The organism is Streptomyces atratus, from assembly GCF_014648655.1.
Taxonomy (GTDB): domain Bacteria; phylum Actinomycetota; class Actinomycetes; order Streptomycetales; family Streptomycetaceae; genus Streptomyces; species Streptomyces atratus.
Genome location: NZ_BMRN01000073.1, coordinates 1 through 21,750, shown reverse-complemented (window position 1 = coordinate 21,750; position 21,750 = coordinate 1). Strand labels below are relative to the sequence as shown.

The window sequence follows — 21,750 nt, the reverse complement described above, 5'->3', positions numbered from 1 at the left end:
CAGTTCGTGCCGGGCTGGCCGTACTCCTTCGTCGCCGCCCTGGAAACGGGCCGCACCTCCTGGGTCGCGCTGCTGGACGCTGTGCGTCTGGGGCCCGCCGACGACGCGACCGCCGTCACGGCAGCCCAACTCCGCAGCGTTGCAGAGCGGTTGATCCTCGCAGGGCAGTGGAAGCCGGGAGATCCGAAGATGCTGATCGTCATGGACTCCGGCTACGACGTCGCCTACCTCTCCCACGCGCTGGCGGACCTGCCGCTCGTGCTGCTCGGGCGTCTGCGTTCGGACCGTGTCATGCTCCGTGACCCGGGTCCGACCCGTTCCGGGCCCAGGGGCGGGCGTCCGCGCCGGCACGGCGGCGTTCTCGCCCTGGCCCGGCCCGAAACCTGGCACACCCCCAGGTGACCACGTCCACGGACACCACCCACTACGGCACCGCCGAGGCAACGGCCTGGGACCGCATGCACCCCCGGCTCACCCACCGCGGCCCCTGGCTGGAACACATGATGGAAGAACTGCCTGTCCTGCACGGCACGTTGCTCCGCCTGAAAGTCGAGCACCTGCCGGGCGACCGCGACCCGAAACCCCTGTGGCTGTGGTGCTCGGCCATCGGCGCCACCGGCACGGACGTCGACCGCTGGTGGCAGGCGTTCCTCCGCCGCTTCGACCTGGAGCACACCTTCCGGCTGATGAAGCAGACACTCGGCTGGACCCGCCCGAAGGTCCGCCACTCCGACACCGCTGATGTGTGGACCTGGCTGATCATCGCCGCCCACACCCAGCTCCGCCTCGCCCGCCCCCTCGCCGAGGACCTCCGCCGCCCCTGGGAACGGCCCACGCCACCCCGACGCCTCACCCCCGCCCGGGTGCGGCGGGGGTTTCGCAACGTCCGCGCGACCACAGCCCGCCCGGCAGCCGCGCCAAAACCATCCCGCCCAGGCCCCGGACGACCGCCCGGCTCGAAGAACAAACACCGCGCCAAGCACCACGACGTCGGCAAAACCCTCAAACGCGCTGAGTCGATCAAGGAACACAAAGCGCAGCGAGATTAAACGTCAAGCTCAGAAGCCGTTGCCATACCGATCATGGAGTCTGTCGATCGAACGGGAGTCTCGATCGGATGATCGCGGGCACTGCCCGACATGAGAGCAGGGCCTGGCGGTATACGGGGGAAAATCCAGGGGAGCGGACGGTCGCGCGCTGCTACGGTCGGGCGCTATGAGCTGGCTCCCCGACAACTTCGTCCATCCCATCCTGGTACCGCTGCCGGGCAGTGGTCATCACTTGCGGCCGATCCGGGAGGCGGACACCCCGCTCGACTATCCGGCTGTGATGGGTTCGCGCGAGCGGCTGTGGACCATCTTCGGCCCAGCCTGGGGCTGGCCCGCGGCCACCATGACCTACGAGGCCGACCAGGCCGACCTGTTGCGGCACGAGAAGGAGATCGCCGCACACCAGTCTTTCAACTACGCGCTGTTCGACGCGGCGGAGACAGCTCTGCTCGGCTGCGTCTACATCGACCCACCGGAGAGGGCCGGCGCGGACGGCGAGATCTCCTGGTGGGTGGTGGACGAGCTGGTGGACAGCAAGGTCGAGCAGGCCCTAGACGAGCTGGTGCCGCAGTGGATCGCCGCCGACTGGCCGTTCGAGCAGCCGCGCTTCCTCGGCCGAGAGATCTCCTGGTCGGACTGGCTCGCCCTGCCGGAGCACCCCGACGCGTAAGTAGCTTTTGTCGTAATGCTCTGGGGGCTTGGTGCTCGAACGGCCATCTCGATTGGGTGGTCGTCGGGTGCTCGGCGCATGCGAGGAGGGCCTCCTGAACAGCTCGCCGGTGTCGAATCACCCGAGCATCAGGAGGCCCTAGGTTCTGTCCGGCGGATCATGTGACTGCCTCGCGTTGGGATCATTGTTCTGGTCATGGGGCGGGGCGATCTGACGAACGACGAGTGGGCGCGAATCGCGCCGCATCTGCCGAGGGCTGGGAACCGGGGTGGGCGTTGGAACAATCATCGGAAGGTGATCAACGGCATTCTGTTCCGGATCCGCACGGGTGTTCCGTGGCGGGATCTGCCGGAGCGGTTCGGGAACTGGAAGACCGTGTATGAGCGCCACCGCCGCTGGTCAGCGGACGGAACTTGGGACGGGATCCTCCAAGCTGTCCAGGCTGATGCCGGCGTCCAGGGGCGGGTCGACTGGAGCATGGTGAGCGTGGACTCCACCTCGTGCCGGGCTCACCAACACGCCGCCGGGGCGCCGCGCAGAGCGCCACGGATCGCGAAAAGAAGATCAACGCCTCGGCAACACCGCCCCTACGAAGGACTCGGTCGTTCCCGGGGCGGTCTGACCTGCAAGATCCATCTTGCAGGGGAAGGCGGCCTCCGCCCGCTTGCCCTGCTGATTACTCCCGGCCAATGGGCCGACAGCCCGCAGTTGATCCCCGTCCTCGAACGCATCCGGGTTAAACGACCCGGTGGTGGTCGCCCGCGCACGCGCCCCGACCACCTGGGCGGCGATAAGGCGTACAGCTCCCGCCGAAACCGCCACTACCTGCGCAGACGCCAGATCAAGCACACCATCCCCGAGCCGAAGAACCAACGAGCCAACCGCCAGCGCCGCGGCAGCCGAGGAGGCCGACCCGCAGGCCTCAATAAAGCGATCTATAAGCGCAGGAACGAAGTTGAGCGGACGATCAACCGGCTCAAGAACTTCCGGGCCGTGGCCACGAGATACGACAAACGTGCCTATGTCTTCCACGGCACCGTCACCGTCGCCGCAATCCGACTCTGGCTTCAGACCTCACCCGTTCTCCACGCGTCATTGTGAAGACGACGACCCGGCCGCAGGACGCCATGCAGCTGGCCAGACCACGTCTCGGGCAACGGCCCCTGACACACCGAGGCTCGACCGAGCGTGTTCAACATAGCGACTCCGCGCATCCCGGAACTCCAGATACGCCTGATCCCAGTTCTGTTCGACTTCTGTGGCGATGCCCCGAGCCAGGCACTCCAACCGCCACAAGCAGTGGTCCAGGGTCTTGGACGCGGTGTTCGTCTCTGTGTCACCAAGCAGCCCGAGCGTTTCCGACAGCGCAGAACGGCGAGACTCCAACTGGCCGAGATCCGACAGCACTTCGGGTGTCGGTTCCAATGGCATGGGCCCTGACACCAACCCGCGGGCGGCAGCGATCATCTGACAGCGAGCCGCTAGCTCTTTGACGGCGTGAGCGTACTCGGCATAGGCCGTCAAGCGGTGCTCGTCCCATCGTACGGCTTGTTGTCTGCGCCACCTCGTACGCTCGTTCGCGCTGCTCACCAGGAACGACGTGACAGCCCCCAGGGCGACACCCACGAGCGGAAGTATCTGGCCGGTCAGACTCACAATGGACTCCCGATCAAGTAGTAACAGCAACTACCCAATCCTTTCCACGGCAGCCGGGCAGCACAACACCCATCAGGGCAGCCGACGGTGATCCGCCGGACAGGACCTAGTCGAAGCGTCGAAGATGCGCAGGCAGGCAGGCAGGCACGCGAGCGAGCTGAAGAAGCCGTCAAGGCAGCGGCCCGCAGCAGCGAACGGCCCACGGTCGTCGGCATCGCGAACGCCGCCGGTGTCTCCCGGCCCTGGCTATACACCCAGACCGACCTCATCACCGCGATCAACCAGCTCCAGACGCGAGCGTCGGCCCCACACCGCAGCCCCCGGCATGCCGCTAGCGACGCGTCCCTGCAACGCAGGCTGGAGACCTCGCTCGAACGCAACCGGCAACTTCGCGACCAGGTCGCCGACCTCACCCGGAAACTGGAGACCGCCCACGGCGAGATCAGCCGTCTCCGCGTGCTGCCGGGCTCCCAGGTGGGTGGTGCGAGCAGCTCACGGTGAAACCCCGGCAAAACCGACGACAGCACTACGCGGTGCGGGGCTCGCACAGGCACCCCTCTACGCTGCTGATCATGACGCAGAGCCCTGTTGAACTGGTGATCTTCGACTGTGACGGCGTGCTGGTGGACAGCGAGAAGATATGCGTCAAAGTAGACGCGATGATCATGGCTGACCTCGGGTGCACGTTCACCGAAGCTGAGATCATCGAGCGGTTCGTGGGATCGTCCACCGAGGTCTACACGGCAGCCGTGGAGGAACGGCTCGGACGGCGCCTGGAAAAGGGCTGGCAGCAGCAATACGAGCATCTGTATGACGCGGCATTCGAGGCCGAACTGACCGCTGTCGACGGCATCGCCGAGGTACTGAATCGCCTCACCACAGGTGTCTGTGTCGCATCGAACGGTGATCATGCCGGCATCCGGCGAAGCCTGGAGATCGCCGATCTGATGGGCCACTTCGAGAATCGCATCTTCAGTGCGGCCGACGTCCGTCGTGGCAAGCCTGCACCCGACCTCTTTCAGCACGCTGCACGTTCCATGGGGGTACCGCCCGAGCGGTGCGCGGTGATCGAGGACAGCGCGTACGGAGTACAGGCAGCTCGGACCGCCGGCATGCGGGCCTTCGGGTACTGCGGCGGCCTCACCCCGGCCGGGCGACTGGAGGGGCCGGGCACCGTCGTATTCGACGACATGCGTAACCTGCCCGAACTGCTGGCGACCGTCACTACCTAAGGGCCCGTAAAGAATCAACATGTTGCTTCACGGCCTCCCTGTCGTTGGTGTGGTATGCGCATACCGAGCGAGGTTCGTGACCAACTTGCCCTGAGATTCGGAGTGTTGTTCCCTCATCTGAATGAGCGGCAGCAGCGGCTGGCGCTGGCCGCCGAGGCCCGGCTGCTGGGGCACGGCGGGGTCCGGGCCGTCGCGCGTGCCGCAGGGGTGAGCGAGACGACGGTGCGCAAGGGTGTCTTTGAGTTGGAGGGCGGTGAGGACCCACTGCCCGATGGCCGGGTCCGCCGGGACGGCGGCGGTCGCAAGAGCGCCGAGAAGCTTGACCGGCTGCTCGTTCCGGCGTTGCTGGCGCTGGTCGAGCCGGATGAGCGGGGCGATCCGATGTCGCCGCTGCGGTGGACGACCAAATCGCTGCGGTCTCTGGCCGGGGAGCTGACGCGGCAGGGCCATGCCGCGTCAGCGCCGACCGTGGGCAGGCTGCTGCGGGAGAACGGTTTCAGTCTGCAGGCCAATGCGAGGACCCTTGAGGGCGCTCAGCACTCCGACCGGGACGCGCAGTTCCGGTACATCAACGACCAGGTCAAGGACCATCAGGCGGAGGGCGAGCCGGTGGTCAGTGTGGACACGAAGAAGAAGGAAGTCGTCGGGGAGTTCAAGAATGCGGGACGTCAGTGGCGGCCGGCCGGTGAACCCGTGCGGGTTGACGTCCATGACTTCCCCGGCGATGCACTGGGCAAGGCCCTGCCTTACGGCATCTACGATCTGGCGGCGGACACCGGCTGGGTGAATGTCGGTACGGATCACGACACCGCAGCCTTCGCGGTCGAATCGATCGGCCGTTGGTGGAACGGGCAAGGGCGCCTCGACTACCCGCAGGCCAGACGTCTGCTGATCACTGCCGATGCCGGCGGCTCCAACGGCTACCGCACCCGGGCCTTCAAGACCGAGCTGGCCGCGTTCGCCGCCCGGACCGGCCTGGCCGTCACGGTCTGTCACATGCCGCCGGGCACATCGAAGTGGAACAAGGTGGAGCATCGGCTGTTCTCCGCGATCACCATGAACTGGCGCGGCAGACCGCTGAACAGCCACGAGGTCGTCGTGCAGTCCATCGCCGCGACCACCACCCGCACCGGTCTCACCGTCCACGCCGAACTCGACACCGGCACCTATCCCACCGGTGTGAAGGTCAGCGATGCGGAGCTGAACGCGGTGCCGGTCACCGGGCATCCGCCGTCTGGGAGAGCCGCGAGGCGGCCCGCGCTGACATCTTCCGCTTCATCGAGGTCGAGTACAACCGCACCAGGCTCCGCAAGCACCCCGAGTTCGGGTACCTCACCCCACTCGAAACCCGAGCCAGGCTGCAGCACGACTTCACCCCCGCAGCGTAAGCAACCGCTGTCCAAGACCAGGGGGGAACTTCACCCTGTCGAAATCCTTCCGCTTCGGCCCTCACCTTGCAGCCGAAGCCAACCGCTGGCTCACCATCGCCGACGCACCCCTGCGCCTCGTAGGAACCGACACGGTCCCTACCGAGCTCGGCCCCGTTGCGATCCCCGACGCTGTCCTATGCCGGACCAATGTGGGCGCCATGCGCGAAGTCATGCAGCTACTCGAAATGGGCCACCGCGTCGCACTGGTCGGGGGAGGGGAGGCGCTGCGGGCCTTGGCCCAGGCCGCCAACGAGCTCAAAGAGGGCCGCCGCACCTCCCACCCCGAACTTGTCCTCTTTCCGACCTGGGGCGAACTGCAGGACTACGCCGACCACGACCCGGCCGGCGGCGACCTCCAGCCACTCGTCGACCTTGTCGACACCCACGGCACCACCACCATCCTCCAAGCAATCGACCAGCTCGACGACGACGAACACACAGCCGAGGTGACCGTCTCCACCGCGCACAAAGCCAAAGGGCGCGAATGGCCGCGTGTACGAATCGCTGACGACTTCACCCCGCCACCGGACAGCGACGAACACGACGGCAAGGGCCAACCCCTTCCCGGGCCCATCGATGAAGGTGAAGCCCGGCTCGCCTACGTAGCGGTCACACGAGCCCGCCACCGCCTCGACGTCGGGGGGCCTCGCGTGGATCAACCGCCCCCCGACGGCAGCCCTGCATGACATGGGGAAGATCACTCACTGCCGCAGCAAGAACTTCCACCGGCCTACCCGGCAGCGCGAACGCGCGATGAAGGGCTTCCGCTCCGTCGGCGGAGCCCAGCGGTTCCTGGCCGCGTTCAGTGGTATCTCGCCCCACTTCCGACCACGCCGCCACCTGATGACCGCCACCGAATACCGCACCGAGATGACCACCCGCTTCGCCATCTGGGACGAGATCACCGGCGCCACCGCCCTGCCCACCGCAGCGTAAGCCAGGCCCCCACCCGACCCCTACACACCCTGACGCGCCCTCAATCGATCAACACCGCACCAACGTGACAACGCCACCGAGAGGTGTACGTCGGCCACACATCGCGCGATGTGGCATAGGTCACCCTGCCACGTTGGAGGCGTCATGTGTTTATCTACAGCTGTCCAACATTTGGAGGTTTGCATGGAGGGGATGAGAGAGCCGCGCCGTGCCGCGACCCTGTCCGCCCAGGCCGCTGATCAACTACGGGAGCAGATCGCCTCCGGCCGCTGGCCGGTCGGTAGTCGCATACCTTCCGAACACGAGTTGGTCGCGATTCTGGGAATCAGTCGCAACACCGTGCGAGAGGCCTTGCGCGCTTTGGTGCATCTGGGCCTGCTGGAAGCCCGTGCCGGAGACGGCACCTACGTCCGGGTCGCCAGCGAGTTGGAGGCAGTGCTGGTGCGCAGGGCGGCAACGGCACACCTGTCCGATGTCTTCGAGCTGCGCGCGGTATTGGAGGAGCATGCTGCGGGGCTGGCCGCGCAGCATCGGACGAGCGCAGACGTGAAGCGATTGCGGGAGCTGCTGCACAAGGCGCAGGAGACCAACTGTGCCGGAGAGATGACCGCGTTGGCTGACGTCGATGGCTCATTCCACCTGGCGGTGGTGGAAGCCGGCGGGAACGGGTTGCTTGCCGAGGTCTACAAGCACTTGGGGAGCGCGCTGGCCGCAGCGGTCGCCGGGCTGACCTGGGGAAGGGATATCGCCGCCGAACACGACCACTGGCACATCACCCTCGTAGAGGCCATTGCGGCGGGAGATGCGGTGACTGCCCGCTCCGCCGCCTCCACGCTCGTGCGGATCAGCCGTCGCGCCGCGCTGGGGCAAGAAGGGGTGCATGAGCGTGACTGTTCCGAAAGGCGCTGACGCTCCCGGGGTCGAATCCGACGGTCGCCAGGGCGGAGCGCCTCGCGTGGGGTTGCTCCTGGTTGGGATCTTGCTTGTTGCGGCGAATCTGCGGGCGCCGCTGACAGGTGTCGGCTCGGTGCTGCCGATGATCGAACACGACACCGGCTTGTCCAGCACCGCGGCAGGACTGCTCAACGCTCTGCCACTACTGGCTTTCGCGGCCACGTCACCGCTGGTGGGCAGGAGTGCGCAGCGCCACGGAACCGAGCGTGTCTTGTGGATCGCTTTGCTGGTGCTGACGTTCGGCATTGTGCTGCGCTCGCTACCAGGCGTGGTGACCTTGTTCGCCGGCACCGTGGTCATGGCAGCAGCGATCGCCTACGGCAACGTGCTGCTGCCCTCGCTGGTCAAGAGCACTGTTCCCGAACGGCGGATCGCCGCAGTCACCGGGCTCTACGTCACTGTCATGGGGTTGATAGCCGCGGTCTCCTCCGGGGTGTCCGTGCCCCTGGCTGACCATCTTCCCGGAGGATGGCATACCGCGTTGGGCTGCTGGGCGGTGCTGGCGCTACTCGGGGTCCTGGCCTGGGCACCGCAACTGGCCCGTCGCCGGCCCGTAACATCCACCGCCCCCGGAGCGGGGCAGGCGCATACTCTGTGGCGTTACCCACTGGCCTGGCAGGTCAGTGCGTTCATGGGACTGCAGTCCCTCGGTTTTTACACCACGATCGCGTGGTTGCCCAGCATCGTGCACGACCACGGCGCCTCCGAAAGCGCCGCCGGCTGGCAGCTGTTCCTGCTCCAGGTGACCGGTCTGGTCTCCAGCAGTACTGTGCCGATACTCGCCCGACAACTCACTGACCAACGGCTGCTGGCCGTCAGCGGTTCATTGATGTGCGCCACCGGATACCTGGGGCTGCTCCTGGCCCCCGAGATGGCGACCGCGTGGAGTGCGCTGATCGGCCTTGGCGGCGGCGCCTGCCTGGTGTTGGCGCTGACGTTCCAAGGCCAGCGTGCGGCCGACGCGTCCCAGGCCGCCGCGCTGTCCGGCATGGCCCAAAGCGTCGGCTACCTCCTAGCCGCCGTTGGGCCCCTGCTGTTCGGCTCAGCTCACGACCTCGCCGGTGGGTGGACTGTCCCGCTCGGCCTTCTTGTCGCGCTGACCCTCGTTCAGGGCCTCTTCGGCCTTGGAGCTGGTCGTGCCGTCCGCCTCCCGCAATCAACGACCGCCCAGCTGGCACCGGAAGGGATTCGATCCGCATGAACGGAACGACCTGCTTCAGTTACTTGGACACTCCCATGGCAGCACCGCTGTCCATCACCGAACTCATGCCCGGCGCCTATAACGTCATGGAGTACACCGCCGTTGCCGCCGGCGAACAGGTGCTGATCCTGACGGAGAACTCGGTGGACCCTGTGGTGGTGCAGGCACTGGCGGCAGCAGCCGCCTATCGCAACGCCGAGGTGCACGTTCTGGCCGTTCCCCCGTTCAGCGCGGGTGGCTGGGACTCCGAGCGGCCATCACCAATGCTGTCGGCCATCCACGCCGAGGCTGATGTGGTGCTCTCCTGCACATGGTGGGGTGAGGTGCACAGCGACCGCTTGTTCTTCGACGAGGTTGCCAAGCGCAAGGCCCGGTTCCTCTCACTGCACCAGACCGCGACCGCATCGGCTCTGGCCACCGGTGCCCGCTTCCCGCTGGAGCTGTATTTCGCCTTGGAAGCTAAGGCGACCGCACAACTGGCCGCAGCCAGCGAGATCCGGGTAACCACCGCTGCAGGCACCGATGTGACCTTCCGTGACTTCGCCACCAGTGGCCATCACGCTCCTCTCATAGCTGGAATGTGGCGGCCCTTCCCTTACGGTGGCGTCAACTTCTACCCCAACCGCACCGACGGGCTGCTGGTCATCGAGGAGTCCACGGTCACCGGCACACCGGCCGAGCCCACCACGATCGAACTCACCAACAACGTGGTAACAGCGATCGAGGGCGCGACTGCCGCCACCGAGCTACGTCACTATTCACCAAGGGGCTACTACCTGCGGCACGCCCTGATCGGACTCAACCCGAAAGTGCGCTCAAGCGGTGGCACCCAGTTCGAACGGGAGAAGCACGCCGGTGCGTTCTACCTTGGCCTGGACGCCCTGACCGAGAAGGGGAAGCCTGACCGTAGCGGGCCAGGACACGCCCACTGCGACTGCCAGTTCGACAAGCCGACCATCACCATTGACGGCACACCCTTTATTGAAGACGGCCGTCTCCGCCTTCTCGAAGATCCCGAAATCCGCGAACTGGCCGCATGGTTCGGTCCCGCCGATGTGCTCCTCGATTCCAATCCCCGAATGGTGCTACCTGCCAGATACACACGGTATTAACCTCGATCTTTCGTGACGGTCCGCTGGCTTCTCTGGCAGGCCGTTTCGGTTGTGCGGGCTGGTGGTGGGGATGCTGATGGCCCGGCTGTCGCGTCGGGTGGGCGCCGGGTCCACGGCTCCGGTGGAGTGCCTCGGGACGGGTGAATCTGCTGGTCAGCCGGGGTTCGGGAGGGCGTCGAGTCGCTCGATCGCGCCCGTGATGACGTCGGTCCAGGGCCAGCGGCGTGCGAATCTCAGGTGTCGGCGGCGGGCGGTCGTGACGATCCCGGCCCGACCATGGGCCGACCACCGCAGGCCAGGGCCAGCACGCTGCTCCTGGACCACGATCCCGGCGGCTGGGGCGGTCGGTGATGCGCTGCCCCGTACGATGACCGGCGTGACCGCCCGCCGCGCTCTTGGCGCAGGCCCCCAGGCTCCCGCGCCCAGCATCCGCGCCGCCCAGGCCGACCTGCTCGACGCTCTCCCCGGAGAGCGCCTTTCCGACCTCGACGAACTGCGAGCCCGAGGCGTACTCGGCACGCGCCCGGCTGCGCCCCGCCCCCGCGGCGGACCCTCGGAACCGGTGGCCGTGCCGACGAGGAACTGTCCCACCACCCCGCCTGATACTTCCTCAGCGATGGGCGGTGAAGTGGTACGGCGCGACCATCAGCCCGGCCCTCGCGGACGCCGCCCACCAGAGCAGCGCAGCCAGCACTGGTCTCCGATGCTCAGATTTGGCCCAAGTGGAGGGCGGCGGTGCGCGCGGGTAGGCCGGGCTGCGCGGTATGGACGTGAACTACCACCCACCCCCGGGGGGCATTGAGTGGGCGCGGATTCTGGGTCAGCGCCGTACGCGCCGTCCAGCGCTGCAGCGGCCTCAAGCCCGACGGCCAGGTCGGACCCCCGGACCCGGAAGTGACGAGTCGCCGTGATCCGCTCACGTTCGGCCTGGGTCTGTGACAGTGCCGTCCGGGTGTTGTCGGTCTGCTGCTGCGCCGGAGCGCGCCCGGCCTTGGTCCTGGTCTGCTGGGGTTGCCGACACGGATGGCGCGGGTGCGGGGTTGGTGGGCGGGTTCTGTTTGGTTGTGCCGTTGCTGGCGAAGATGAGCAGGCCGATGAGCGTGATGAGGACTTTGGTGGCGATGTCGATCGCTTCCCCGATGGCAGGCCCCTCCTCGACCCGGACACCGCGTCGGCGGCGGAACTTGCCGCGCTCTATGCCGAAGGCTGGGAGATCGAGACCACGCTGGACGAGATCAAGACGCACCTGGGCGGGCCACGTCTGGTCTTGCGCTCCCAGCACCCGGCCGGGGCCGAGCAGGAGATCTTCGCGTTCCTCCTGGTTCACCATGCCGTGCGGGACCTCATGCACGAAGCCGCACGACAGGAGGGACACGATCCGGACCGGATCTCCTTCACCCGCGCCGTGCGCGTTGTCCGCCGCCAGGTCACCGCCCAGGCGGGCTTTTCCCCCCTCCCGACTCACGCGGGCCCTCGCACAGACTCTGCTTGAAATCGGTCAACGCCTCCTGGAACCAAGGCGGTTAAGCACCAATCCCCGTGTCATCAAACGCAAGATGTCCAACTGGGCCCTCAAACGCACCGAACACAACAACCAGCCCCAGCCGGACACCCTAGTCGTCACCCTCGTCGGCCCCACCAAACCAGCCCCGACCTCCCGGGAATAGACCTAAATCACCGATATTGCCCTTAGATGAACGATTCCAAGGGATCGCCTGCGCGTACGAGCGCTCGTCGTTGCCGCAACGCAGCACCAGGCCACGGCCGGCGAAGCAATTTGGCGTCAGTGGCCTCCGGGTGGCCGGTCAAGATGCGTCGCTGGAGATGCCTGGCCGCAGGATCGACCGTCCGGCCACCAACGCCGCACGGATTGCTGGGACGTTGGCGACGCCGTGGTCGAGAAGGTCGGTGGCCAAGACGTCTTCGAGCTCCAGCTCGTCGTCGATATCGCTCGCGACGTTCTGGTGGTTCGGATGACCCATGACGAACGCCTGGGGGTCTTCGGCGAACACCATGTTGAAGCCGGAGGTGTTGATGACTATGCGGGCGGTGGTGCGTCCGCAGACGACGAGGATGCCGTAGTTGTCGTGACCAAAGACGCCGTTCGACACAGTCAGGTCACCGCGCACCACCACGTTCGGCTCTCCGGCGACGAAGATGTTTCGTGCCCGCAGGTCTCCAGTCACCAGCAGGAAGCAGCCGCCGCCGTAGGACGACCACGACAGATCCCCACTGACGGTCAGGTCCCCCGCCACGATCACGTTGCAGGGATTCCAGTCAATGCCGGGTGGTCGTGAGACAAGGTCGCCGTCAACGGTCAGACCGGTGGCGTACAGGCGAATCTCCTGCTCGCGAGCGAAATCCCGGTACGGATACCCGACGTCGGCCGACACCGCGAACCTCCTTTCGGCCTGTTCAGCGTCGAGGATTCGATGTTGTGGCAACAGACTCGCGGACATGCTGCCCAATGTAGGTGACCAATCCCAAGGGGCGCCCGCGGAGACGAGAACGACAGCCCCGACCTCCCGGAAAAAGAACTAAATCACCGGTATTGTGCCTAGGCGCAGAGATACAGCCGACCAGGACGCAGGCCCGTGCTCAGCATGGTTGTTCAGTGCCACCCGCCGTGTAGCAGCTCTGAGCTCATTCGGCCCCGCCTTGCCGCGCTGCCACCGCGAAACGGGAGGGTTCGGGGCAGCATGGAAAGCGGAGCCCGCCCGGGAGCCCTTCGCACGTCGACCGGGCGGGCCGCTATTCTGCAGGTTGTCCCCGGGGCGTGCCGTGGCCTGCTCTCTGGAGGACGGCCCCGGTCAGCGTGCTCTCGCTGGGAGCGACGGCGAGGCTCTGCGGGAATGCCTACCGGGGCGGACGGGGTCGATGCCGAAGACGGCTACGTTGACGCCTCTGGCGTGCAGGAGCCGGCCACGAGGGCGGGCCGCCGTGGAGGGACGGGCCTGCTCACGGGTTCTTTCCTGGTGGCTGCAGGAGGTGCTGGTTGGGAGCCTTTGCGGCGTTGGCGTACTCGGCAAGTTCGATGACGGTGACGCCTGTGTTCTCGAGGAGTTCGGTGCCGTTGGCGCCTGGGACGAAGGTGTCGGGTTCGCGCCAGGCGGTGACGACACGGCGGATCCCGGCTTCGCGGATGAGCTGTGCGCAGGGCCGGGGCCGTGAGGCTCGCTTTGCGCACGGCTCGAGTGAGCTGTAGACCGTGGCTGAGCCGAGCCGCGGGTCGTCGGCAGGGAGCTTGGCGAGCGCGCCTTCCTCCGCGTGGTCGTGAGGGTCGTTCTCACGGGAGTAGCTGCGGGCAAGTTCGGTGCCGTCGGCGGCGACGATGACCGCGCCCACGGAGAACGCGGTCGTTGACGGCGGACACAACATGGCGAGCTCACAGGCGAGCTGGAGCCAGTATCGGTCCGCGGCGTTGGGCTCGCGGCCGGGACCGGGCCTGCTGCCGGCTGCGGGGACAGGGCTGGTGTTCATCGGGTCTCCGTGCTGACGTCCTTGGGCGCGTACCTGAGGAGTACCACGTCGCCGATCTGCCGGGTCTCCAGGAGCCGGAGGCGGGCGGATGGCCCGCCGAGATAGTGGGCGGGGCCGAGCATCCGTACGGCGTCGCTCTGGCCGACGAGGAGCGGGGCGATAACGAGCTGCAACTCGTCGGCGCAGGCCTGCCCGAGGAACTGGGTGTGGATGGTGCCGCCGCCTTCGACCATCAGACGGCGCACTGTACACGTCGCTGAGGACGTCGAGGGCAACCGGCCACGTGGCATCCTGCGGAACGCCCTGAATGGTGGCAAGGCCGCCGAGCGCCTCGCCTGCCTTCTCCGCCGCCTTGCTGCCGACGGCCAGGACGAGCTTCTCGCCCCCGTGGTGCCAGAATTTCCAGTCGGGGTCGAGGTTGCCGGTGCCGGTGATGGTGACCTTCAGCGGGTACTCCGGCAGGCCGGCCGCGACCCGGTCGGCGCGGCGCTGCTCGGAGTTCACCAGGAGGCGGGGGTTGTCGGCGCGCAGGGTGCCGGCGCCGACGAGGATCGCGTCGACGGAAGCACGCACGGAGTCGACCCGGTCGAAGTCCTCCGGGTTGGAGAGGATGAGCCGGTCCTCGCCCGGCCGGGTGTCTAGGTAGCCGTCGATCGACACGGCGGCGGACAGCAGGACGTACGGACGGGACACGGGGGCGACTCCAGAGACAGGGCGGAGAAAGGGGCAGGGGCGGGCGGGGGTCAGGCTGGGTGCAGGACGATCCGGTCGAGCGCGGCACGGAACTGCGCCACACCCTCCGCGCGGGCCGCGGGGACGAGCGCCTGCTCAAGACGGTCGAGCTGGCCGACGATGCGCGCGGAACCGGTCTCGGCGGCGATCGTGACGGCCTGCAGACCGATCCGGGCGGCGAGCGTCGTATTGCCGGTCCCTGCGTGAGCGCGGGCGGCGCGGGCGAGGTAGACGCCGCGGTCCCGCCAGTAGACGGCGGAGAGAGCGGTGATGGCGGTGTCGAAACCGGCGGCGGCCTCCTCGTACTGGCCTAGCGCGGCGAGGGAGCGGGCGCGGCCGGTACTGATGTACGCCTCATCGAGCCAGGAACCCCAGACGCCATCGTCGTCCGCGCGTCCGAGCAGGTCAAGCGCAGCGTCGTACATGCTCAGGGACTCGGTGGCGTCGCCGAGGACGGCGTACGCGTGCGCCTGGTGCATGACGGCGATGACCTCGAGCCGGCTGCCGGAACGGGCGGTGCGCCGGGCGGCGGCCGCCAGCCCGAGGGCGTCCGAGGGGTGGCCGGTGTCGACAGCGAGCTGGGCCTTCCTGCTGAGGATGTACGCGGTCAGGTCGCTGTCCCCGGTGATGTGGGAGACGTCCAGTGCCTTGGCGGTGTGCCCGTGGGCACTGCGCTCGTCGCCGATGTCCTGCGCGAGCCACCCGGCAAGCTCCTCGTAGCGGGTCTCAAGCGCGAGAAGCTGTACAGCTTCGCTGCCGTGGGCGGCGCGCCGGCGGACGGAGAGACGGGCAAGGTGCTGCTCAAGTGCGGGCAGGACATGACGGGGCCCGATGAGGTTGTCGGTCTGGATCAGTACGCGGCGAAGATGCGTGTAGTGCTCGACGGGGGAGCCCATGTCGCCGACGGTGGTGGCGGCCGCCGTCGGGGCCGGGAGCGTGGTCGCGGCGAGTCCGGCAAGGCCGGAAGCGAGAACGACGCGGCGGGGCACGGGCACGAAGAGGATCCTTCCGTGGACGCGACAAGGGACGACGACCGTGTCCGTGTCGCCCGCATCCGAGCCTGCCTGCTCGAACATGCCTGTGACCAGACCCGCCAGCGGGCTGGCCCCATCGGCGGCGGGATCGGCCCCATGGCTCCGTGCCCAGTGCCTGGACAGCCTGCGCACGTGCTGTCCGGACGTGTTGCCACCGCAGGACTGGGGGCTTCCCTTTCCGCCCACTCCCACAAACGGACCAACGTTCCGCAGGCATCGAGGACCTGGTCGACGGCGACGTGACGGGGGACCGGCCGCTCGGCGCGCTCAAAGCGTCCAAGGTGAGACCGGTCAATCAGCGCGAGCGCAGCCAGGTCCTGCTGGGAGCCGGCGCGCGGTCCGGGTCTCCCTCAGCTCATGACCCCACCGGTGCCACGGGCCGGCCCCGGGCGTCAGCTCGCTCGGCCGTTGACCCATGCCCCTGCCCTTCCTCGCGAACTCCGCCCCAATATGCAGGGCGTTGACGGCTCTTCCACCATGGCCCCGATGGGGTCAGCTGGGCCAGTGCACCAGGGCCCCATGCTCTGTCTTCCGACCGGGCCCACCAACGGCTTTGATCGGCGATGCGACCTGATCACACCGTATCCGAACGTCCCGTTCACTCAACCGAGTTGGAGGCGTAGACGTGTACGAACCGGTGAGCCCCGCCGCCCGCGATCGCACGGCGAACCAGTCCTCCCCGCTTCGACGGAGACAGCATCTCCCGGAGGACGCCGATCCCGGTACGCCTGCGACCGCAGCGAACCAGGCGGTGTGAGATGACCCGCTACGGCAGCGTCGTCCACGCCCCAGAAGCCATCCTCGACGCCGAGATCCCACTGGACCGGGAGCCTCACGAGCGCCTCGTGGAAACGGTGCTCCGATGGCGGGCCGATGGCACCACTCCGCCACAGGCCGATCTCGACCAGATCGCCCTCCAACTCACCGGCTACGCACGCCTACTCCTGGAAAACGTCAACACGGCGTGCACAGACCTCTCCCCGTCCCACCCAGCGCCGATGTTCGGACGGATCACCTGCGGCGAAGCCCTACGACGCCTCGACTACCGCCAGCCACCCGGAAGCCGGCTCGTACTCGTTCAGGGCCCGGCTCGTCAAAGCCCTGCAACCAGGCCCTCGACCGCGCGGCCCGGACTGCGCGGCAGGTGCCGCGCCACGGTACGCGGCGGCCGCCGCCCGCTTCAGCGCCGCGCACGGTGCCGCCGCACGGCCGTCTCGGGTGGATCCGGGTATCGCGGCAGCGGTGGAGCAGCGGCCGTTGCCCGAGCCGCCCGCTGTGCCGGATGATGAGCCGGCCCCGATCGAGGCGCTCCGTGCAGTGCGGCGGCGCCAGGGCGCGGCGACCGAGGCCGCCGCGCTGCGCCGGGCCCGAGCCCGGGCGCACCGGTACCGCCCGGGCCCCGCGGTTGGAGCGGACCGTGTGAAGCAGCAAGGTCAGGATGTCTGAGCTCGGGCGGGCGCGCCGTCCAAGGAATCGACTCGCCTTGCGCGCTGAGCCGGGCTCCTGCTGGGGCGTCATCTGCTGCCTCGTACGGCGCCGCACGGTGGCCTCGTGCCGCAGTGAACAGCGAGCTTACGGCCCGAAGCCGCGCGAACCCGAAGTACTTCGGGCGCCGGGGCGGCGCGACCTGGCTCAACGTGATCAACGACCAGGCCGCAGGGCTTGGCAGCAGGGTCGTGGCCGGCACCCCGCGCGACTCGCTGTACGTGCTGGACGTCCTCTACGACCGCGACGGCGGCAAGCGCCCGGAGAAGATCGTCACCGAGACCGCGAGCTACAGCGACATCGTGTTCGGGCTGCTCACCCTCGCCGGGTTCGAGTATGCGCCGCAGCTCGCCGACCTGCCGGACCAGAAGGTGTGGCGGATCGACCGCACTGTTGACTACGGCGATCGCGCAGACGGGCGGATCGCGAAGACCCTGAACATCCTGCGGCTGGCCGATCCAGTGAGTGACGTCGGCTCAGGCCCAGAAGGAGGTCTTCACGCAACAGCAGCGGATCGGTGAACTCATGGGGCGCCTCCGGGACGCCGAGCAGATGGTCCCCGGCGAGTCGGTCCAGCAACTCATCACCGAGAACACGACGCTCAAGCGTCGGCTGCAGCTGGTGACGCAGGAACACCGGTCTTTCCAGGAGAGGCTGGAAGGTGCACACTCCAACCTTCGCTTCTCGGACAAGCGCATCGCCGACCTCGAAGCTCAGCTCCTGGAACAGCAGGGAACCGCTGTTGGCCGGTTCAAGAGACCCAATTAGGCCCTATCGCTCTGCGTGGTTGATCCGCTTCTCTTAGTAGTGGCGCCCGGCAGGGGCGGCCGAAGCGCATACAGCCAGCTCAGGGGGCAGTTATGACCAGTGACGAAAACCAGACCACCGCAGCCACCGCCAGCGAGGGGATTCAGCAGATTCCGGCGCAAGTCACCGTGACCCAGCCGGCCGCGGTCGCTGAGGCCCGCGACAAGCTGCTGGCCGCCATCGGCGCCGAGGCCCAGCTCGTCGCGGAGAAATCCGAAGGCCAGGCATCAGCGGTGCTAGCAGAACTTGCTCGTGCCTACACCCTGGTGACCTCCGGCACCGCGGCGATCGCGGTGCCTGCCGTCCAGGCTCGCGCCGGGGAAGCGAGCCACAGCATTAGCCTCATTGCTCACGTCCCTACCAATGGGTTCTACGTCGTGCCAACCGACCCTGATCTCGTCAACAAGGACCAGGACATGAGCTACCAGCCGTCGACCGGGGCATGGTCCTGATCCTGCCGCTCAAGGGGGCCTGCCAGGAGCGGGCCCCTTTCGCATGCCCGCACACCTGCGCCGTTGTCCGACTCGCGTCCGGCAGCCATCCACCTCACGGACACCTACGCGACCCGGGACTGGATCGCGAGGGCCCGTCCGTCCGGCAGATCGGTGAGTGGGCAGGCATGTCCAGCACCAGCTCCGTCGCCTACCAGCTCGGCCGCCTCGAAGCCCGCGGACTGATCAGCCGCACCGGCCACCGCTGGCGCTCCTGCCGCCTCAGTACCTGACCCCGGCCATGCCGGGCGGGTCAGTAATTGGGTCAGTGGCCAAGGGGGTCGGCCCGGCCGAGGGGGCCGTGCACGTCTCCGTCCGGTGCCTGCATCTCCGGGGTGACGTACCGCGGCGACGGCCAGGAGGACTGCACCGGCCGGGCCGGGTGGCCGCTGCATCGGACAGCGATGACGGGTCGCCGGCTGCGCTCAGACCCCTGTGTAGGTAAGTAGTCGGCGTGCCGCCCGGCCGTCGCGGACCCTGCGGCCCGCGGTTTTCCCTCCATCGCACCGGAGCCCTGGCCAGCCAGAGAAAGGTCCCTCAGCCTGCGTTGGTAACGGTCGTGGATCCGGCCCGAGAAGCGGCCGCAGTCCGGACAGGAAGCGCCGCCTGCGCGACCTCTCGCCACCACCTCGATCGTGCCGAACGCGGCCGTAACCGCCTCGACCTCCACCTCGTCGATCCCCTCGAACACCAGCGAGTCCCAGAACAGTGCGTCGGTCTGCATGACCAGCACCATCACCGTCCACCGCCGACCAGAGCAGCGAACGGTAGGAACCTGAGGGAGCGTCACTTCCAGCTGTCAGGGCGACAAGGCGTACGCCGTCTCGCATGAGCCAGACTCCTCGCAATCGAACACCGAGGTAACACTCCGCGACGGCTCCCCAAGATCTGTGCCAGAACCCTGTTCTCGCGAACAGAGCCAAAGAGCTGAAGAACCTCCTGCTCGGCATCCTCGCGAAGGTCGCCTCGGCGATGATGAAGATCATCAAGGGTCCGATCGGGTTCCTGGGCAACCTCGTGCGCGCGGTCGGCGCCGGGCTTCAGCTCTTCGTGCGTGTTCTCAAAGTCCGGTGCGTGATCATTGGGCGGCTGTAGGTCGTCCCGAACTGGGGACGTCAGCGCCGGACGCGGTCTCTGTCACTCGACTGCAGAGCAGCGCATGCCACTTGGCTGAGACCGCGCAGCCGTGGTGGCTACGCCGTTTGACGGAATGCTGTTTCGTTTGGAACGCGGGGTCTTCGGCGACAAAGCCGGTTGAGATGGCACCCTTGGTGAGGAAAGCTCTGTGACCATGGAGTACTTCTGCTACCACCGAGACCGGCCGGGCTCCCTCGCGTTGCGCGAGGAGTTGCTGGAGAAGCACTGGTCCTACATGGACCGGTACGCGAAGGAACTGATCGCCCGCGGCCCGACCTTCACCAATGATGGTGAGACGCTTACCGGAAGCGTGCACATCATCGATCTGCCCGACCCCGCCGCTGCCCGCGCGTTCGCCTTCGACGAACCCAACTACCAGGCCGGAGCGTACCGGGACGTGCTGCTGCGCCGATGGCGCAACATGCTGGGGCGCACCATGTGGGACTTTCCCGGTGACCGAAGCAGTGGCAGCCAGTACCTGGTCCTCGGCCTCGGCGAAGGCCCGGCCGCAGACCTCAACCTGCCGCCCGACCAGGACGAACTGATCGCGTACGGGCCACTGCTGGCCGACGACGGCGACACATGGCTGGGTACGGCGGTGCTGCTCAGGGCCCCGAACCCGGATTCGGCACGCGCCGTCCTGACTCCGGACCGGTACGGGGACATCGAGGTCCACGCCTGGGAGTTCGGCGGACGCCGATGAACCACGGAGGCACCGGCCCGATGCCACCCCCGGAACACATCGACCTGGGACAGGAACGGTGACGGTGACGATGCGGACGGTCCCGTTGGTGGGCGGGCCGGTGGAGTTACGGGGTGCGCTGGACCTGGAGACCACAGCGGCAGGGGTGATGCCGCGCCGGCTGCCCGCGTGGACCAAGGAGCAGTACCAGGACCCGTCGGTCTACGGGGTGACCGTGATGCCTGCGGGGGTGCGGCTGGTGTTCCGCACCGATGCACGCGCACTGGAGTTAGAGATACTCACCTCCACTGGCCAGCTCGCCGCCGACCCCCACCCACGCCCGACCGGGATGCTGGAGTTGTTGGTGGACGGTGCCCTGGCCGGGCGCCGGCAGGCACCGGTGGGCAACGTACTGAGAATGGCGGGCCCCGGAGCCTCACAGCGACTCATCCCGGGCAAACCCGGAACCGTACGGTTCGCCGGACTGCCGGCTGGTATGAAGAACGTCGAGCTGTGGCTTCCGCAGCAGACCCCTACGGAACTGGTGGCACTGCGCGCCGACGGCGACGTGCTGGCGCCGCTGCAGGACGGGCGGCGCCGCTGGGTGCACCACGGCAGTTCCATCAGCCACTGTATCGAGGCTGACGGTCCGACCGGGACCTGGCCGGTGGTGGCAGCCGCGCTCGGAGGGGTGGAGGTGATCAACCTCAGCCAGGCGGGCAACGCACTGCTGGACCCCTACGTCGCCCGGACGATCCGCGACACGCCAGCTGACCTGATCAGCCTGAAGGTGGGCATCAACATCGTGAGCCTGTCCGCCTTCCGGCTGCGGACGTTCGGCCCGGCGGTACACGGATTTCTGGACACGATCCGGGACGGTCACCCGGACACCCCACTCCTGCTGATCTCCCCGGTGAGCTGCCCGGCCCTTGAGCAGGTTCCCGGCCCGACCAGGACCGGACCGGACGGGAGGATCACCGCCCTGGGCGACCCGGCCGATGTGGCCGACGGCGCACTGTCGCTGACGGTGGTCCGCACCGAGCTGGCCCGGATCGCCGCAGCACGACAGGCATCTGATCCCCACCTCCACTGTCTCGACGGACGAGCACTGCTCGGCCCGGACGAGACAGACGACCTGACCGACGGCCTTCACCCCACCGCCGCCGCGTACCGCCGAATGGGCAAGCGCTTCGCTGCCCACGCCTTCACACCCGACGGTCCCTTCCGCTGAGCCGTTCTTGCCCTCCGGTGTCGAAATGCGCTTCGAACTGGGCCGCTGGCCTGGGCATTCGCCGGACGCTGAGGCGGCCTTCGTCTGATCATGTGCTCCGGCCCGGGACGAGTTAGGAGCGTCAGCTCGACCGCCGTGTGCATCGCACCCGGCGCACACAGCACCGCGTCCACCAGCTCGAACAGCTCGCCGTGGGCGAATACCTTCACGCGTAGCCATAACAACTTCAACGAGCGGCACGCCCAGCCGTAACACCCTCGCCGCCGACAAGGAGGTACGCCGTCCTGCCGAACAACCCGGCACGTACGGACAACGTCGCCCCGCCCGGGTGTTGCCGGGATTGGTGCGGCCGGTGTGCGTTGTAGTGGTCCTGGTAGTCAGTCAGGACCTTCCTGGCGTGGTTCTCGCCCAGGATCAGGACGTGGTCGAGG

General features: G+C 67.7%; 19 protein-coding genes and 6 pseudogenes. 19 read left to right on the top strand and 6 right to left on the bottom strand.

Going from position 1 to position 21,750, the window contains the following annotated elements:
* The 11 genes and pseudogenes from IEZ15_RS40680 to IEZ15_RS40630 all read left to right on the top strand — a co-directional run.
* A pseudogene (locus IEZ15_RS40680) lies at positions 1–1,049 on the top strand (transposase); the annotation flags it as partial.
* A gap of 166 nt (positions 1,050–1,215) precedes the next feature.
* Positions 1,216–1,719, top strand: a complete 504-nt coding sequence (locus IEZ15_RS40675; RefSeq protein ID WP_189282006.1) for a GNAT family N-acetyltransferase — start codon at positions 1,216–1,218, stop codon at positions 1,717–1,719.
* Positions 1,720–1,914: 195 nt separating this feature from the next.
* On the top strand, positions 1,915–2,820 hold the full coding sequence (locus tag IEZ15_RS40670; protein WP_189282005.1) for an IS5 family transposase: 906 nt from the start codon (positions 1,915–1,917) through the stop codon (positions 2,818–2,820).
* A gap of 642 nt (positions 2,821–3,462) precedes the next feature.
* Positions 3,463–3,876, top strand: a complete 414-nt coding sequence (locus IEZ15_RS40665; RefSeq protein ID WP_189282004.1) for a DUF6262 family protein — start codon at positions 3,463–3,465, stop codon at positions 3,874–3,876.
* Between the two features lie 71 nt (positions 3,877–3,947).
* On the top strand, positions 3,948–4,607 hold the full coding sequence (locus IEZ15_RS40660; RefSeq protein ID WP_189282003.1) for an HAD family hydrolase: 660 nt from the start codon (positions 3,948–3,950) through the stop codon (positions 4,605–4,607).
* Between the two features lie 54 nt (positions 4,608–4,661).
* Positions 4,662–5,841 (top strand): annotated as a pseudogene (locus tag IEZ15_RS40655) (ISAzo13 family transposase); the annotation flags it as partial.
* 354 nt (positions 5,842–6,195) lie between these two features.
* Positions 6,196–6,723, top strand: coding sequence for a 3'-5' exonuclease (locus tag IEZ15_RS40650; RefSeq protein ID WP_308427503.1), 528 nt, complete (start codon positions 6,196–6,198; stop codon positions 6,721–6,723).
* A 28-nt stretch (positions 6,724–6,751) separates the two neighbouring features.
* Positions 6,752–6,973, top strand: a pseudogene (locus IEZ15_RS40645) (IS6 family transposase); the annotation flags it as partial.
* Positions 6,974–7,165: 192 nt separating this feature from the next.
* Positions 7,166–7,882, top strand: a complete 717-nt coding sequence (locus IEZ15_RS40640) for a FadR/GntR family transcriptional regulator (RefSeq protein WP_308427502.1) — start codon at positions 7,166–7,168, stop codon at positions 7,880–7,882.
* 46 nt (positions 7,883–7,928) lie between these two features.
* Positions 7,929–9,128 carry a CynX/NimT family MFS transporter gene (locus IEZ15_RS40635; protein WP_229846478.1) on the top strand — a complete coding sequence of 400 codons (1,200 nt, stop codon included), beginning with the start codon at positions 7,929–7,931 and terminating at the stop codon, positions 9,126–9,128.
* A gap of 35 nt (positions 9,129–9,163) precedes the next feature.
* Positions 9,164–10,240: a 2,5-dihydroxypyridine 5,6-dioxygenase NicX family protein gene (locus IEZ15_RS40630; RefSeq protein ID WP_229846477.1), complete on the top strand. Its 1,077-nt coding sequence runs from the start codon at positions 9,164–9,166 to the stop codon at positions 10,238–10,240.
* Positions 10,241–11,156: 916 nt separating this feature from the next.
* Here IEZ15_RS40630 and IEZ15_RS40625 read toward each other — a convergent pair.
* From IEZ15_RS40625 to IEZ15_RS40610, 4 genes and pseudogenes are all read right to left on the bottom strand, one after another.
* Positions 11,157–11,615, bottom strand: coding sequence for a hypothetical protein (locus tag IEZ15_RS40625; protein ID WP_189282011.1), 459 nt, complete (start codon positions 11,613–11,615; stop codon positions 11,157–11,159).
* A gap of 430 nt (positions 11,616–12,045) precedes the next feature.
* Positions 12,046–12,699: a hypothetical protein gene (locus IEZ15_RS40620; protein ID WP_189281999.1), complete on the bottom strand. Its 654-nt coding sequence runs from the start codon at positions 12,697–12,699 to the stop codon at positions 12,046–12,048.
* Positions 12,700–13,198: 499 nt separating this feature from the next.
* Positions 13,199–14,413: pseudogene (locus tag IEZ15_RS40615) on the bottom strand (dihydrofolate reductase family protein).
* A 50-nt stretch (positions 14,414–14,463) separates the two neighbouring features.
* The gene (locus IEZ15_RS40610; RefSeq protein ID WP_189281998.1) at positions 14,464–15,528 is read right to left on the bottom strand and encodes an NsdA family TPR-like regulatory protein; all 1,065 of its coding nucleotides are present in this window, start codon (positions 15,526–15,528) and stop codon (positions 14,464–14,466) included.
* Positions 15,529–16,244: 716 nt separating this feature from the next.
* On the opposite strand from IEZ15_RS40610, the gene IEZ15_RS47500 reads away from it, so the two are divergent.
* The 5 genes and pseudogenes from IEZ15_RS47500 (at position 16,245) to IEZ15_RS47495 (ending at position 18,502) form a co-directional block, all read left to right on the top strand.
* Positions 16,245–16,772: a DUF6415 family natural product biosynthesis protein gene (locus IEZ15_RS47500; protein ID WP_373302742.1), complete on the top strand. Its 528-nt coding sequence runs from the start codon at positions 16,245–16,247 to the stop codon at positions 16,770–16,772.
* 297 nt (positions 16,773–17,069) lie between these two features.
* A pseudogene (locus IEZ15_RS40605) lies at positions 17,070–17,396 on the top strand (Tn3 family transposase); the annotation flags it as partial.
* A 40-nt stretch (positions 17,397–17,436) separates the two neighbouring features.
* Positions 17,437–17,739 (top strand): hypothetical protein, encoded by a 303-nt coding sequence (locus IEZ15_RS40600; protein ID WP_189282010.1) that lies wholly within the window; start codon positions 17,437–17,439, stop codon positions 17,737–17,739.
* A 92-nt stretch (positions 17,740–17,831) separates the two neighbouring features.
* Positions 17,832–18,230, top strand: a complete 399-nt coding sequence (locus tag IEZ15_RS45925) for a hypothetical protein (protein ID WP_229846476.1) — start codon at positions 17,832–17,834, stop codon at positions 18,228–18,230.
* Positions 18,221–18,502, top strand: a complete 282-nt coding sequence (locus IEZ15_RS47495) for a LexA family protein (protein WP_189281997.1) — start codon at positions 18,221–18,223, stop codon at positions 18,500–18,502. The genes IEZ15_RS45925 and IEZ15_RS47495 overlap by 10 nt, the downstream gene beginning before the upstream one ends.
* Positions 18,503–18,534: 32 nt before the next feature.
* Here the strand turns inward: IEZ15_RS47495 and IEZ15_RS45920 are convergent, their stop codons facing one another.
* A complete protein-coding gene (locus IEZ15_RS45920) occupies positions 18,535–18,993 on the bottom strand; it encodes a transposase family protein (RefSeq protein WP_229846475.1) in 459 nt (152 codons plus the stop codon).
* A gap of 248 nt (positions 18,994–19,241) precedes the next feature.
* Between IEZ15_RS45920 and IEZ15_RS46610 the strand changes: the two genes are divergently transcribed.
* From IEZ15_RS46610 to IEZ15_RS40575, 3 genes are all read left to right on the top strand, one after another.
* On the top strand, positions 19,242–19,364 hold the full coding sequence (locus IEZ15_RS46610) for a hypothetical protein (protein ID WP_268250501.1): 123 nt from the start codon (positions 19,242–19,244) through the stop codon (positions 19,362–19,364).
* Between the two features lie 196 nt (positions 19,365–19,560).
* Positions 19,561–20,109 (top strand): YciI family protein, encoded by a 549-nt coding sequence (locus IEZ15_RS40580; RefSeq protein ID WP_189282008.1) that lies wholly within the window; start codon positions 19,561–19,563, stop codon positions 20,107–20,109.
* A 70-nt stretch (positions 20,110–20,179) separates the two neighbouring features.
* The gene (locus tag IEZ15_RS40575; RefSeq protein ID WP_189282007.1) at positions 20,180–21,319 is read left to right on the top strand and encodes a GDSL-type esterase/lipase family protein; all 1,140 of its coding nucleotides are present in this window, start codon (positions 20,180–20,182) and stop codon (positions 21,317–21,319) included.
* A gap of 226 nt (positions 21,320–21,545) precedes the next feature.
* On the opposite strand, the pseudogene IEZ15_RS45915 reads toward IEZ15_RS40575, so the two are convergent.
* Positions 21,546–21,750, bottom strand: a pseudogene (locus IEZ15_RS45915) (hypothetical protein); the annotation flags it as partial.